Consider the following 14,429-nt stretch of genomic DNA (forward strand, 5'->3'; position numbering starts at 1 on the left):
GTAAGTAATGGAAAAGAGGGGCCACTTCAAAAAGAGGCAGCCCCTCTTTCGTTAAGAAAGGAGTACACAGATGAAAGAAACGATAAGCAGGAATCCCAGAATAAAAAAGACTTTAAAACGCAACCTGCAGACATATTCGTTTTTACTGCCAAATCTGATTCTTTTTACAGCCTGTTCTCTGTATCCGGTTGTTTGGACGTTAAAGTATGTATTCTATCAATATGGCGGCTATGGAACAGGGGTGCCGATATTTGTAGGTTTTGCTAATTTAGCAAGAGTATTCCGGGATAAAGTGTACTGGGAAAGTGTACTTCATACGTTTACTTACGGATTTGGAAAAGTTATTTTTATTATCCCTCTGGCCTTTTTCCTCGCATTTCTTTTAAATCAGCAGAAACGTGGAAATGGAGTCACCCAGAGTATTATGTTTCTGCCTACGATCATGAGTTCTGCCGTCATGGGTCTTGTATTTTACTTATTGTTTAATTCTTATAATGGTGAAATCAATAAATATCTTTTAGAATCAGGAATCATCAGCCGTCCCATAAACTGGCTTGGAAAAGACCACGCGATGAAGACGCTCATTATGACTGCCGTCTGGGGCGGTGTAGGAAACTATATGGTTTATTTCATAGCAGGAATCCAGCAGGTATCTGAGGATGCCATTGAAAGTGCCAGAATCGACGGAGCAGGAAAACTACAGACTATCTGGTATATCATCATTCCCATGCTGGGACCGATTTTAAAGATCATTATGATGCTGGCAATTACATCTGCTTTTCATGATATAACCAATGTTATGGTACTTACCGAGGGCGGCCCCAATAATGCAACCATGGTCATGTCTCTTTACGGCTATCGGTATTTCTTCCCGATTTCTGCCGCGGAAGCAACAGTCCCCCAGTATGGCTACGGTGCGGCAGTCAGCGTGGTTTCTGCCGTTATTGCAGGTGTGGTTACGGTGATATACTTAAAGGTTTCCAAGAAACTGGATGATATTTATTAAGGAGGCGGAATATGACAGAAGCAAACGCACAGAATATCAGAATGAATAAAGTACATCTGTCTGACAAAGCCTGGGCTGCGTTAATTTCAAAATGGATCTTTTTGGTGATTATGATTATTTTTACACTGTATCCAGTGATTTATACCATTCTTGGATCGTTTAAGACAAATGCAGAACTGACCCAGGGAGGCGGTTTCTTCCCCAGTGCGTGGCATTTTGAAAACTATTACAAAGCGTTTATTCAGGCTGATTTTACAAAATATACGTTAAACAGCGTAATGGTCAGCGTATCAGTGACGATTCTTGCAGTGGTCACCACTTCACTTGCCGGGTTTGTTATGGCAAGAAAAAACTTTGCAGGGAAAAAGATTCTGCTTGCACTTTATATGTCCATGATGTTTGTGTCACTTGGATCGGTTACGCTCTATCCCATTTATGAACTGCTCCGTGCACTGAAAATCAACAAAACCATATTTGCGCTGGTGATTGCTTTGACCGGAGGCCAGGCCACCAATGTATTTCTGGTTATGGGATTTACCAAAGGAATCCCGAAGGAATTAGATGAAGCCGCGATTATAGACGGATGCAGCATTTACGGGGTATATTCCCGCATCATTCTTCCATTAAGCAAGCCAATTCTTGCAGTTGTGGCGTTATTCTCCTTCCGGAATGCGTGGAATGACTATATCACCAGTTTAATCATGACAATTTCCATACCAAAGCTTCAGACTTTGACTGTTGCGGTTGTCCAGCTAAAGTATTCCGTGAATTCAGCGGCGGAGTGGCATATTATGCTTGCAGGTGCTTCCATAGCGATTATCCCAATCTTAATCGTATACATGTTTTCTAATAAACAGTTTATTGCAGGGCTGACAGCCGGTGCGGTAAAAGGTTAGCCTTTACATTTTATAGCCGGAACAGCCTGTGTTCTGGCTATTCGGCCTTTCGGATGTTATGATAGAATGGTATTGAAAACACATACCAGGAAAGGCGATAAAATAAGGGAAATGATGATGAAAAAAATTTATAAAAACCTGCGGTTTCGAAGCAAGATTATCCTGATATTTGGCATTATGTTCTTTTTAACAACGGCAATCAGCGGGTTTTCTTATTATCGGTATACGTCTCATGACATCGAAGAGAATTTCAGAGTCAGTGCGGAAAGTGTGCTTGCACAGATTGTGGATACCCTTGATATGCGGCTTGGAGTGATCAGACAGAGAGCCCAGGGTATGCTTACCAATTATACCTTTGTAGTTAGCTTTTCTGATTATTTAAACAATCCCAATGATTTGAATCTGATTAAGACCATGGGGACCGTTTCTTCTTTTTTAAAGGATTTGGAGACAGGGGAGAATCTGCTGCATTCTTCCTATATTTATACAGACAAGCGGGAATTTGACAATTTTATCCGAATGCGAAACTGGCAGTTTCAATTTAAAAAGTCGGAGTATTTCAGTTCCTATATGGGAGGCCCGGGGAAAGCCATTCAGTGGTTCCCGTCACAAACAGACCAGATCTTTCAGGATACGGATCAGATTATTCCCTGTGTGAGAAGATTTAGTGTGGAGGGATATAAGGGCAGCTTATATTTAATTCTTCAGTTAAAGACAAAGGAACTGGAACATTTATTAGCAGGAAAATATGAGTTTTTTGATAAGATTCTTATTCTGGATCAGGAAGGAAATACAATTATCGGCTCAGAAGGCATTGACTCTGCAGAACTGATGAAGCTGGCCCGGAAAGAGGGAGAAAAAGGAGCAGTCATCACCAGCGATTATGAGTATGAAGGCAATATGTATTTAGTGACTTGCAATCAACTTTCCGAAAATGGCTGGCAGATCTTTGGGCTGAAATCAAGAGAAACTCTGCTGGGCAGTTTACAGAGTTTAAGAGACGTAATTTTAGAGACCATGGGGGTAATTTTTTTCGTTGGTGTGACTGCCATCCTTTTGCTATCCCATCAGTTGACCAACTCTTTAAGAAAACTGGAAAAGCGCATGAGCCTGGTTGAAAAAGGAGATTTTAATACGCGATTTTTTTATCCGTATAAAGATGAAGTGGGAAGTCTGGCAAAGAGTTTTAACTATATGATCGGAGAGATCCAAAACCTGGTAAGAAAACAGGATGAGACAATCGAAGAATTAAAGTGGGAGCGGGATCATGCAGCTGAAGTACAAAAACAGAAGAGAAAGGCTGAACTGAGGGCATTGCAGGCCCAGATAAATCCTCATTTCCTCTATAATACGCTAAATGCCATAACGTGGCAGGCTGCCGACCAGGGGGCAGAGGAAATCAGTATTTTGTCCAATTCCCTGGGGAAATTCTTTCGTATTTCACTGAGTAAAGGAGCGGAAATTATCACCTTAAGAGAAGAAATTGAACATGTCTCCAGTTATCTGGATATTCAAAGAATCCGCTATCATTCAAAGTTAAATTACCAGATTGATGTAGATGAGCAGTGGCTGGATTTAAGAGTAATCAAACTGATTTTACAGCCTCTGGCGGAGAATTCAATTTATCATGGTATCAAAGAGAAGCAGGGGGCGGGGCTGATACGGATTTATGAAGAACAATGCGGTGAAGAAGCAGAGAAAATATTAAAACTGATTGTATGGGACAATGGAGCAGGAATTCCAGAGGATAAGTTAAAGATTCTTAATGAAACATTAAAAAAAGGGGGAACAGACCGTTTAGAAGGCTATGGAATCTATAATGTAAATGAAAGGCTCCGCTTATTTTATGGAGAGAATTACGGACTTCAATTTGAGAGTGTAGAAGGTCAGTGGACCAAAGCAATGCTTACACTTCCAGTCACAGATGGGGAGATGGATTCATGTATCGGGTCATGATTGTAGATGATGAGGATTATGTAAGAGATTTACTTGTAAAAAACATTCGCAGCTCTTCGTTAGCTGTAGAAGTGGTTGCAGTAGCAGGAGATGGAAGAGAAGCTTTAAAATCAGCCCTTTTTTTAAAACCGGATATTTTAATCACAGACATATCCATGCCTTTCATGAATGGATTGGAGCTGATTAAAGAGATGCAGAAAGCCAGACTTTTAAGTAAATATGTTGTAATCAGCGGATACGATGAATTTGATTATGCCAGACAGGCTATTTCTCTGGGTGTTAAGGATTATCTGTTAAAACCGTTTCTGCCCCAGGAGCTGGAGGATGTTTTGAATAAGATGATGAACGAGTTGGACAGTCAGAAAACACTCCAACAGAATATGAGCCTGCTTCGGGAACAGGCGGTCATCAGAGAAGGTCTCTACAGGGAAAAAGTATGTAAGGATTTGCTGGAAGGAAGAGAGTGCAGGGAAACGGACTATGATCAGCCTGGTATGGATTTATCCGGAGACTATTATCTGGCAGGCGTACTCCGCCTTGCAGGTGGAACCTGGGATTTTAAAAGTCAGGAAAGTGTAGAAGAGTTTCTGCTGCTGATACGGGAAGGTTATTTTCCCCCTGATATCAGTCTTTATGCGGTCAGTTTTGATGGAGTCCATCTGGTTGTAATCTGGTGCGGGACAGGAGACGGGGAAGCAGCTTTTACCGGTAAGATAAAAGCAGGTATGGAAAAGATACAGACCAGCCTGAAAAAGTATTATCAGATCCAGCTTACTTCTGCCATGGGCCGTCCTCACAAGAGCAGAAAGGGACTGAGTGCTTCTTATCAGGAAGCGATGGCGGTCTGGCGTGGGATGATTAATACAGAACATCCCATTTTATTCTATGAAGAAGAGCGCGGAAAACAGGAGGAGGGCAGCAGTTCGTCAATCAGAGACTGGAAAAATCAGATACGCCTTTCCGTACGGATGGGACAAAAAGACGAAGCGCTTTTACAACTGAAAGGGTTAATAAAAAGCTATGCTTCTTTGGCCAACAAGAAAAATGACTACATCAGTGTGTCTGTAAAGGAACTGATTTACGCAATCCAGAATGATATGGAACATGCCGGATTTGACCGGGAGATTATGGAACCTGCAGCCTCTATGCAGAACAGAATTCATTATGGCAGCCTTATGGATATGAAGGAAATGCTGGAAAGCTATATAGAAACCTGCTGTCTGATGATCTCTGATTATTCAGAAGAAACAAAGGCCAGTGCAGTGGTAAAGCAGATGAAACTGTTACTGGAAAACAATATAAAAAACAGTAAGGTAGATTTAGAGTGGGTCGCTGGCAAGGTACATTTTAGTTCCAGCTATGTGCGTCAGATCTTCAAACAGCATACCGGGGAAGGGGTTGGAGAGTATCTGATACGGAAAAGGATGGAGCATGCCGGAATGCTTCTTCAGAAGACCAGTTTAAAGATACAGGAAGTGTCGGAAGAGTGTGGGTACGAGAATCAAAGGTATTTTGCAAGCAGTTTTAAGAAATTTTACGGCTGTACGCCAACCGAATTTAAAAAGGCAGTAGAAGAAGAGCGCTTATATTAAGGGAGGGATTACATGATACAGTTTACAAAAGCACAAGTTACACAGCTGCAAAAAAAAGGTGAGCTTTGGCCTGAAGCAATCAGTCAGTTAAAAGAGGAAGTCAGGGAAGTAATGGCAGAGCCGATTCTGGTTCCCAAAAACGGCATAGCAAACTGGTTTCTCTATTATTACTGTCCGAAATGTTCGGTTCAGCTGGAATTTAACAGAACGAATGGACATCACCATAAATGCCCGGCCTGTGGTCAGGTATTTACAGGGGAGCCTTATGACAGTACCTGGTGGGGAATCATAAACTCCCGAAATTACACCGCTGCATTTAAAATGGGACTCTTATACCTCGTTACCAGAGAGGAGCCTTATGCAAAAAAGGCAATCTCCATTATGACAGAATATTCCAAATATTACAAAGATTATGAGGTACATGGTGATATCCCTTACAATGGTCCTGGAAAATCTGGTGCTCAGACCCTGGATGAGGCCAATTTTCTTAGAAGCTTTGCCATGACCTACGATCTTATGTCCGATGTGATGACGGAGGCAGAACAAACTTTTATTCGGGATGGCATGCTGCTTCCAGGTGCTGAATTTCTCATGGAACACCGCCATAATCAGCTGCATAATCATGAGGTAATTATTAATTCCGCCATAGCCATTATCGGGTTGATTTTTCATAAGGATTCTTATGTGAAATTTGCTGTTTATGAGCCGTATGGTCTTCTTTATCAGCTGGAGCATGGAATGCTTAAGAACCATATGTGGTTTGAAGGGGCCTTTGGTTACCATTTTTACGCGTTAACCAGTTTTTTCGCATATGAAAAGTTTGCACTGCATACCCCCCACAGCCATATCGGTCATCCCAATTACAGGGCCATGATGGAGTTATTAGTGGATTATTTAGAGCCAGGATTTCGGATTCCAATGTTAAATGATACAAACTATGGACATACATCCTCCAGTCTCTATCTCTATGAGTTTGCCTATCGGGAGATCGGAGGGGAAAAACTGTTGTATATTTTAAATGAATTATATAAAAACGAGAAGCGGGATAATGTGGAAGCTTTTATCTATGGAGTGGATGAGATAACCCCATGCAGCCATTCGTTTGAAAATTATCATGTCGAAGAAGGACTCAGTGGAAATACCATTTTAAGAGGTGCAAATCAACGGTATCTGCTGTTTAAGCATGACAGCTATGGCGGGGAGCACGATCATTACGACCGGCTGGACATCAGTTATCTGGCTTATGGAAAACGGATCTCTCCCGACCTTGGTACCACCGGATATGGTGCTCTGATGCATTATGATTATTATAAAAATACAGGGTCTCACAACACCGTGATGATCGGGGAAGAAAATCAGGCACCGGTAAACGCAGTCTTAAAGCGGTATGAGGAACTGGACGGGATGATTTATGCAGAAGCAGAAGCAGACTGGACCGCTCCTTATACTATGCCGGACAGCTTTACCATTGTTCAGTGGAAGGAAGAACATTACAGATCTGTTAAAATGACAAGGAAAATTGCCTGGACGGATAATTATTTTGCAGAAGTCTTTCTGGTAACCGGGGCAGATCCTGATTTAGCCATTGACTGGGTCATGCATGTTTCGGGAGAGAACATTTCAGCTTTTAATGGACAGCCAGTAGAAGGCTTCTCTGAAAACAAACCGTATAAACATCTTCATTCCATTAGAAAGACAAAAGCGGACAATCTGATCGTAACTGCTTATCAGGATGGAGAAGTGACAACTCATATATTCGGGTATGGATTTGGTCAGACTGTATTTAGCGCAAAAGGACCAGATAATCCTTCGGTATCAGATATTAACTTCAGGATTGAGCGTTCTTTTGGAGGGGAGGCCATGTTTGCTCATGTGATTACCAGCAGTGATGGTGCCTGCAAAGTGGACACTGTGTCGTTTGAAGTGTTAAACGGAAGTATGATGATTCATGTAAAGGAGGCAGACGGAGGAGAAAGGAAGTTAATTGTATGATTGACTATGGTATCGAGTTTCATAATGTGGATCATTTGGAAGTAGTGGAAGGAATGGGAGGAAAGAAGCTTTGCCGCTTTCCCCGCGATTTGAGCCGAATTCTGGGAGTGGCGGAAAACAGAAACGCAAGGTTCCGGGCAGACAGAGCCCATGGCTGTGAACTCCGGTTTGTGACAGAGTCCAAATACTTTGATATTGCGTTGACAGCAGTGGAACAGGATATTGATGTGCTGATTTACAAAGGGGACTTACTCCATAAAAAAGAAGTACTAAAGGCTGGAGTCTGCACCGTCCTTCATGTGGAAGACCCGTCTGTCTATGAGATTGTAAATCAAAAAATGCTGACAGGGAAACAGTTTGCTTCATGGATCTGGAGAATTCAGTTTGGGATGAACGGAGCTATCTATTTCCATTATATTGACACTTATGAAAGCACCTTAAGACCACCAAAAAAGGAAGAAAAACCAGGCATTTTATGGGCTGCTTATGGATCTTCCATTACATGTGGCAGTGTGGCGAACCTATATTCCAACAGTTACATAAACCAGGCAGCGGTGACAGCGGGCTGGGATGTGATGAACAAAGGTCTGTCTGGCTCCTGTTTATGCGAGGAGGCAGTGGCTGACTATTTAGCAGAACTTTCTGTAGATGTTCTTTCACTGGAAATTGGTGTGAATATGGTACTGTTTTTTGAGGAAGAAGAAACCAGTAAACGGGTTGGATATCTTTTGGAGACTTTAAAGAAAAGTCCGGCAAGAGATATTTTCGTTATTGATATGTTTCCAAACAAAGGGCTCATCGCACTGGATCAGGATTCCGCATACTATCGGCATTACCGCAGTTTCAAGGATATTGTAAGGCAGGCGGCATTAAACGTGAGAGATCACAGATTTCATCTGATCAAAGGAGAAGAGATATTAAAGGATTTCACCTATTTGAGCACGGATCTGCTTCACCCTTCTGATAACGGTCATATTCGTATGGGCGTTAATCTTGCAAACCAATTGACAGAAAAAAGGGAAAGGAGTTCGGCAGTATGAAAGAGCAATATGATGTAATCGTGGCAGGAGGAGGTCCATCAGGTGTGGCAGCGGCTATAGCAGCATCCAGAAATGGCTGTAATACGCTGTTAATTGAGCAGGAGGCATATTTTGGTGGTATGGCAACGTTAGCCAGTGTACCTGCGTTTGGACCTTTTACAAACGGAGAACAGGATTTAATTGGAGGTATTGGACGGGAAATTTTAGAGGAATTAAAAAAAGATGGATATAAAAGTCCCTTTTATGATCGAAAGCCGGACCGCGTGGAGGAGATCGACTGGTATCCCATCGATCCGGAGCATCTAAAGCGTGTCATGGATGATCTGGTAACAGACAGTGGCTGTGATGTGCTGTTTCACACAACAGTCACAGAAGCTAAATTTAAGGATGGAAAAATTGAAGCAGTTAAAGTCTACAACAAAGGGGGATTTAAATGGATTGGGGCGGACTACTTTATTGATTGTACCGGGGATGGGGATTTAGCCGCGATGGCAGGAGCGGTTTGGGAGTATGGAGATGAGAACGGGAGAGTACAGGCCGGGACGCTCTGCTTCCGTGTTGCCAATATTGATGTCAGACGGTTTATGGACTACGTGGATAAAGAGGGGGAGAACGGGAATCTTTCGGTTGCAACAGAAAAAGCAAAAAAAGACGGGCGTTTTCCATTAAATGAGACAAAGGTAGGGGGAATGTCTTTGCAGGCAGACGGAATTGCTGGCTTAAATTTCGGACATGTATATGATTTGAAGCCTCTTGATCCATGGAAGAAAAGCCAGGCTGAAATGGAGGCCAGAAGAAATCTGCCGGAGCTCATCACGTTTTTAAAGGAGTACGTTCCGGGTATGGAGAAATGTGTCCTGGCTTCAAGCGGTCCCTATCTTGGGATACGGGAATCCAGAAGAATAAAGGGCGGTTATACATTGACAAAAGAGGATTATTTAAATAGAGCCGATTTTTCGGATGCAATTGCTTACTATTCCTATCCCATCGATATTCATGCGGCGCTGCCTGAAGAAGGCACAAAGAATGAGAAACTTTATCAAAATTCCAAGTACAAGAATGGAGAATGTTATGGCATTCCATATCGTTGTCTGATTCCACAAGGATTGAAAAATCTGGCTGTTGCAGGCCGGACCATCAGTGCAGACAGGATCATGATGTCATCCATACGGATTATGAGTCCCTGTTTTGCTACCGGGCAGGCAGCGGGTACTGCAGTGGCACTTGGTTTAAAATCAGGAGGAATTGACCTTGGTAATATAGATACTGACATACTAAGGAAGTGGTTAAGGGAACAGAAATTTCCTGAAAAAGCAAGAATAAACGAATACTAAATAGTAAAAACCCCAGTATCTACAAGGATTCCTTGCATATACTGGGGTTTGCCCCTTGTATTAGGGCGGTTGTCTTTTTCCTTGTAAACCAAAGGTTTGAAGCAGATAACGGGAATCGGACCCGCCTCCTCAGCTTGGGAAGCTGATGTTCTACCAATGAACTATATCTGCACGCTATTGTTTGACACATTCCGTATTATATCACAGAAGACTGGATTATTTCAATAGGTTTTTCTGGAAATTGGTAAAAAATACCCCATGAACTTGCCAAAAATGGAAAAACCATTGTATAATGGGATTTGATAATACAAGATGTGGAGGAGTAACATGGCGAAAACGCAGTATAATGCGGATAGTATTACCGTGCTGGAAGGCCTTGAGGCGGTACGGAAACGTCCGGGAATGTATATAGGAAGTGTTGGGACAAAGGGACTGAATCATCTGATTTATGAGATTGTTGATAATGCAGTGGACGAGCATCTGGCTGGCTTTTGCAATCAGATCTGGGTGACACTGGAGGCTGATGGGTCATGTACAGTCAAAGACTCCGGCCGGGGAATTCCGGTTGAGATGCATAAGAAGGGTGTTTCGGCGGAACGAGTGGTTTTATCCACGCTTCATGCCGGCGGTAAATTTGACAATGATGCTTACAAGACCAGCGGAGGACTTCATGGCGTTGGCTCTTCCGTGGTAAATGCCTTGTCTGATTACTTGAGTGTCAAAGTATATAAGGATGGTCTGATTCATTACGACAAATACGAGCGGGGCATACCAACGGTGGAGCTGGTGGATGGCCTGCTTCCCACGTTGGGAAAAACCAGAGAGACAGGAACGGAAATCAATTTCCTTCCTGATGAGACCATATTTGAAAAAATACGTTTCAAAGCAGAATGGCTTAAAAGCCGTCTTCACGAAACGGCATACTTAAATCCCAATCTTCACATTTCCTATTCCAATAAGAGACCAGGAGAAGAGGAAACGGTAGAGTTTTATGAGCCGGAAGGAATTGTGGCTTATGTAAAAGAATTAAACGCTGGAAAAGAAGCCGTTCATGATCCGGTGTATTTTAAGGGAATTGTTGATAAGGTTGAAGTGGAAGCTGCCATTCAGTTTGTAGATACGTTTGAGGAAAATATACTTGGTTTCTGCAATAATATATTTACCCAGGAGGGCGGCACCCATTTAGCCGGTTTTAAAACCCGTTTCACCCAGTTGATTAACAGCTATGCCAGAGAGCTCGGTATATTAAAAGAAAAGGACACCAATTTTACCGGAGCAGATACAAGAAACGGCTTGACTGCAGTAATCGCAGTTAAGCATCCCGACCCGATCTTTGAAGGACAGACAAAAACAAAGCTTGCAAGTGCGGATGCTACAAAGGCAGTATTTACGGTGGCAGGAGATGAGCTGCAGCGATATTTTGACCGTAATCTGGAAGTCCTTAAATCCGTTATAAGCTGTGCGGAAAAGTCTGCCAAAATCCGCAAAGCGGAAGAAAAAGCCAAGACAAATATGCTCAGCAAGTCAAGATTTTCTTTTGACAGCAACGGGAAACTGGCTAACTGCGAGAGCAGGGATGCATCAAGGTGCGAAATTTTTATAGTCGAGGGAGATTCGGCGGGCGGTTCTGCCAAGACAGCCAGAAACAGACAGTATCAGGCCATACTGCCCATCCGCGGTAAAATATTAAATGTAGAAAAGGCCTCCATTGATAAGGTATTGGCCAATGCCGAGATCAAGACAATGATTAATACCTTTGGATGCGGATTTTCTGAGGGCTATGGCAATGATTTTGATATTACAAAGCTTCGTTACGATAAAATTATTCTTATGACGGATGCCGATGTGGATGGCAGTCATATTGATACCCTGCTGTTAACCTTTTTGTATCGTTTTATGCCGGAATTAATTTACGACGGTCATGTCTACATTGCTATGCCGCCGTTGTTTAAAGTGATTCCGAAACGCGGAGAAGAACAGTATCTTTATGATGAAAAGGAACTGGAGCGTTACAGAAGAACACATACCGGCGAGTTTACCCTTCAGCGATATAAAGGTCTTGGTGAGATGGATGCAGAGCAGCTTTGGGAGACGACTCTGGATCCGGAACACCGCGTTCTGAAACAGGTGGAGATTGAAGATGCACGTATGGCCTCTGAGATAACGGAAATGCTCATGGGAAGTGATGTACTTCCAAGACGACAGTTTATTTATGAGCATGCGGATGAAGCGGAGATTGATGCGTAAGGAGAAGGAATATGGCAGAAAAAATTATTAAAACAGAGTATTCCGAGGAAATGCAGAAAAGCTACATGAACTACTCCATGAGTGTCATTACAGCAAGAGCTATCCCGGATGCGAGAGACGGATTAAAACCGGTACAGCGCCGTGTGCTTTATGATATGAGCGAACTGCACTTAAATCATGACAAACCCCACAGAAAATCAGCACGTATCGTGGGCGATACCATGGGTAAATATCACCCCCACGGCGACAGCTCCATCTACGAAACGCTGGTTGTGATGTCTCAGGTATTTAAAAAAGGAGTTCCGCTGGTAAATGGTCATGGAAACTTCGGTTCCATTGAAGGGGACGGAGCAGCGGCCATGCGATATACGGAGGCAAGGCTTGAAAAGTTTGCCGAAGAGGTTTATTTAAAAGATCTGGATAAAACTGTGGACTTTATTCCCAACTATGATGAAACGGAAAAAGAACCCGAGGTTCTTCCTGTAAGAGTCCCCAATCTGCTGATTAATGGGGCAGAGGGAATCGCAGTCGGAATGAGCACCAGCATTCCTCCACATAATTTAGGAGAAGTGGTGGACGCAGTTCAGGCTTATATTGATAATCCTGATATTTCCATAGTGGAACTGATGGAATATCTGCCCGGTCCTGACTTTCCTACAGGTGGTATTATTGCAAATAAGAGCGATCTCCCCGCTATTTATGAAACCGGAATGGGTAAAATCAAGCTTCGGGGAAAAATAGAGGTGGAGCTTGGAAAACGGAAAGCAGATAAGGACAAGCTGATCATAACTGAGATTCCATATACCATGATTGGAGCCGGAATTAATAAATTCCTTATGGATATTGCCGACCTGGTTGAAAACAAAAAGCTTACAGATGTGATCGATATATCCAATCAGTCTAATAAAGAAGGAATCCGGATTGTTCTGGAGCTTCGTAAAGATGCGGACGTAGAGAAAATACGTAATATACTGTATAAAAAGACAAAGCTGGAAGATACCTATGGCGTAAATATGCTTGCAATCGCAGATGGGCGCCCGGAGATCCTGAATTTAAAAGGAATTCTGAAAAATTATCTGGACTTCCAGTATGCCAATGCTACCAGAAAATATAAGGTTCTTCTGGATAAAGAGCTGGAAAAGAAAGAAATTAAGGAAGGACTTATAAAGGCCTGCGATATTATTGATTTAATTATAGCGGTATTAAGAGGATCAAAAAACTTAAAAGATGCCAAAAACTGCCTGATGACAGGTGATATTTCAAATATTTCTTTCCGGGTTAAGGGATTTGAAGAGGATGCCAGAAAGCTATGCTTTACAGAAAAACAGGCAAGTGCGATTCTTGAAATGCGGTTATATAAGCTGATCGGCTTAGAGATTCTTCAGCTGGAAAAGGAATTTAAGGAAACTCTGGCAAAGATTAAGGAATATGAAAAAATCCTCTCAAGCAGAAAAAACATGGATGAGGTCATTAAAAAGGATCTGGATTATATTAAGACAGAATATGGCACGCCAAGAAAAACCCTGATTGAGGATGGAAAGGAAGCTGTCTACGATGAAGCAGCCGTAACTGTTTCAGAAGTGACCTTTGTTATGGACAGGTTTGGATACTGCAAGGTATTGGATAAAAATACTTATGACAGAAACAAAGAAACCATTGAAACAGAGAATCCTTTTGTGGTAAACTGTCTGAATACGGATAAGATCTGTATCTTTACCAATACAGGGAATTTACATCAGATAAAAGTATTGGATATACCGGGCGGAAAGCTTCGGGATAAGGGAACTCCCATTGATAATTTAAGTAAATTTGACGGAACAAAGGAAGGGATTATCTATTTATCCCATGCAGGCGGATTAAAAGGGAAAAAGTTCCTGTTTGCAACCAGGCAGGCATTGATTAAGATGGTGCCTGGAGAAGAATTTGAAACCAATAACCGGACTGTAGCTGCAACCAGGCTTTTAGATGATGATGTGCTGATCTGTGTGCTTCCATATGGGGGAGAGACAGATACTGTCCTTCAGACCTCTTCCGGTGTATTCCTGCGTTTTTCTGCAGATGAGATTCCTGAGATGAAAAAGAATGCCAGAGGTGTGAGAGGAATTAAACTTTCCCCAGGTGAGAGTCTGGAAGCTGTCTATCTGCCGGGAGACGAACCAGTTATACGGTACAAAGAAAAGGAAGTCCATTTAAACCGCTTAAAAATAGGCAAACGGGATGGAAAAGGCAGCAAGGTTCGCCTTTAGTGCTTTACTGCAACATACATTTTTAAGAAATGTCTTTCCTGCACGCACAAATGTATTTTTCTGACGAATAAATATTGATTTTTTTTTCACTTTGTTATAGGATAGTTAAGAATTTAGCGT

9 protein-coding genes and 1 tRNA gene are annotated in these 14,429 nt (G+C 42.3%); 9 read left to right on the plus strand and 1 reads right to left on the minus strand.

Going from position 1 to position 14,429, the window contains the following annotated elements; genetic code table 11:
* Positions 1–70: 70 nt before the first annotated feature.
* From V7D18_RS25680 to V7D18_RS25710, 7 genes are all read left to right on the plus strand, one after another.
* Complete coding sequence (locus V7D18_RS25680) at positions 71–1,006, plus strand: carbohydrate ABC transporter permease (protein WP_426158703.1); 936 nt, start codon at positions 71–73, stop codon at positions 1,004–1,006.
* A gap of 11 nt (positions 1,007–1,017) precedes the next feature.
* Entirely contained in the window at positions 1,018–1,902 is an 885-nt protein-coding gene (locus V7D18_RS25685; RefSeq protein ID WP_426158705.1) for a carbohydrate ABC transporter permease, read from the plus strand.
* Between the two features lie 66 nt (positions 1,903–1,968).
* The gene (locus V7D18_RS25690) at positions 1,969–3,858 is read left to right on the plus strand and encodes a sensor histidine kinase (protein WP_426158707.1); all 1,890 of its coding nucleotides are present in this window, start codon (positions 1,969–1,971) and stop codon (positions 3,856–3,858) included.
* Complete coding sequence (locus tag V7D18_RS25695) at positions 3,843–5,450, plus strand: response regulator (protein ID WP_426158708.1); 1,608 nt, start codon at positions 3,843–3,845, stop codon at positions 5,448–5,450. Before V7D18_RS25690 ends, V7D18_RS25695 begins: the two co-directional genes overlap by 16 nt.
* 12 nt (positions 5,451–5,462) lie before the next feature.
* Positions 5,463–7,442 carry a heparinase II/III domain-containing protein gene (locus V7D18_RS25700; RefSeq protein WP_426158710.1) on the plus strand — a complete coding sequence of 660 codons (1,980 nt, stop codon included), beginning with the start codon at positions 5,463–5,465 and terminating at the stop codon, positions 7,440–7,442.
* Complete coding sequence (locus V7D18_RS25705) at positions 7,439–8,482, plus strand: SGNH/GDSL hydrolase family protein (RefSeq protein ID WP_426158711.1); 1,044 nt, start codon at positions 7,439–7,441, stop codon at positions 8,480–8,482. Before V7D18_RS25700 ends, V7D18_RS25705 begins: the two co-directional genes overlap by 4 nt.
* A complete protein-coding gene (locus V7D18_RS25710; RefSeq protein ID WP_426158712.1) occupies positions 8,479–9,816 on the plus strand; it encodes an FAD-dependent oxidoreductase in 1,338 nt (445 codons plus the stop codon). Before V7D18_RS25705 ends, V7D18_RS25710 begins: the two co-directional genes overlap by 4 nt.
* Before the next feature lie 100 nt (positions 9,817–9,916).
* On the opposite strand, the gene V7D18_RS25715 is transcribed toward V7D18_RS25710, so the two are convergent.
* Positions 9,917–9,987, minus strand: a tRNA-Gly gene (locus V7D18_RS25715).
* A 156-nt stretch (positions 9,988–10,143) separates the two neighbouring features.
* Here V7D18_RS25715 and V7D18_RS25720 point away from each other — a divergent pair.
* Together V7D18_RS25720 and V7D18_RS25725 are read left to right on the plus strand one after the other, a co-directional pair.
* Positions 10,144–12,063 (plus strand): DNA gyrase/topoisomerase IV subunit B, encoded by a 1,920-nt coding sequence (locus tag V7D18_RS25720; RefSeq protein ID WP_426158714.1) that lies wholly within the window; start codon positions 10,144–10,146, stop codon positions 12,061–12,063.
* 11 nt (positions 12,064–12,074) lie between these two features.
* The gene (locus tag V7D18_RS25725) at positions 12,075–14,309 is read left to right on the plus strand and encodes a DNA gyrase/topoisomerase IV subunit A (RefSeq protein WP_426158716.1); all 2,235 of its coding nucleotides are present in this window, start codon (positions 12,075–12,077) and stop codon (positions 14,307–14,309) included.
* Positions 14,310–14,429 lie beyond the last annotated feature (120 nt).

The sequence above is a fragment of the Lacrimispora sp. 38-1 genome, from assembly GCF_049890855.1.
In the GTDB taxonomy this organism is placed as follows: Bacteria; Bacillota; Clostridia; order Lachnospirales; family Lachnospiraceae; genus Lacrimispora.

Coding starts and splice junctions, on each gene's coding strand:
- V7D18_RS25680 (WP_426158703.1), top strand. CDS start 71: ATGAAAGAAACGATAAGCAGGAATCCCAGAATAAAAAAGACTTTAAAA.
- V7D18_RS25685 (WP_426158705.1), top strand. CDS start 1,018: ATGACAGAAGCAAACGCACAGAATATCAGAATGAATAAAGTACATCTG.
- V7D18_RS25690 (WP_426158707.1), top strand. CDS start 1,969: ATGGTATTGAAAACACATACCAGGAAAGGCGATAAAATAAGGGAAATG.
- V7D18_RS25695 (WP_426158708.1), top strand. CDS start 3,843: ATGTATCGGGTCATGATTGTAGATGATGAGGATTATGTAAGAGATTTA.
- V7D18_RS25700 (WP_426158710.1), top strand. CDS start 5,463: ATGATACAGTTTACAAAAGCACAAGTTACACAGCTGCAAAAAAAAGGT.
- V7D18_RS25705 (WP_426158711.1), top strand. CDS start 7,439: ATGATTGACTATGGTATCGAGTTTCATAATGTGGATCATTTGGAAGTA.
- V7D18_RS25710 (WP_426158712.1), top strand. CDS start 8,479: ATGAAAGAGCAATATGATGTAATCGTGGCAGGAGGAGGTCCATCAGGT.
- V7D18_RS25720 (WP_426158714.1), top strand. CDS start 10,144: ATGGCGAAAACGCAGTATAATGCGGATAGTATTACCGTGCTGGAAGGC.
- V7D18_RS25725 (WP_426158716.1), top strand. CDS start 12,075: ATGGCAGAAAAAATTATTAAAACAGAGTATTCCGAGGAAATGCAGAAA.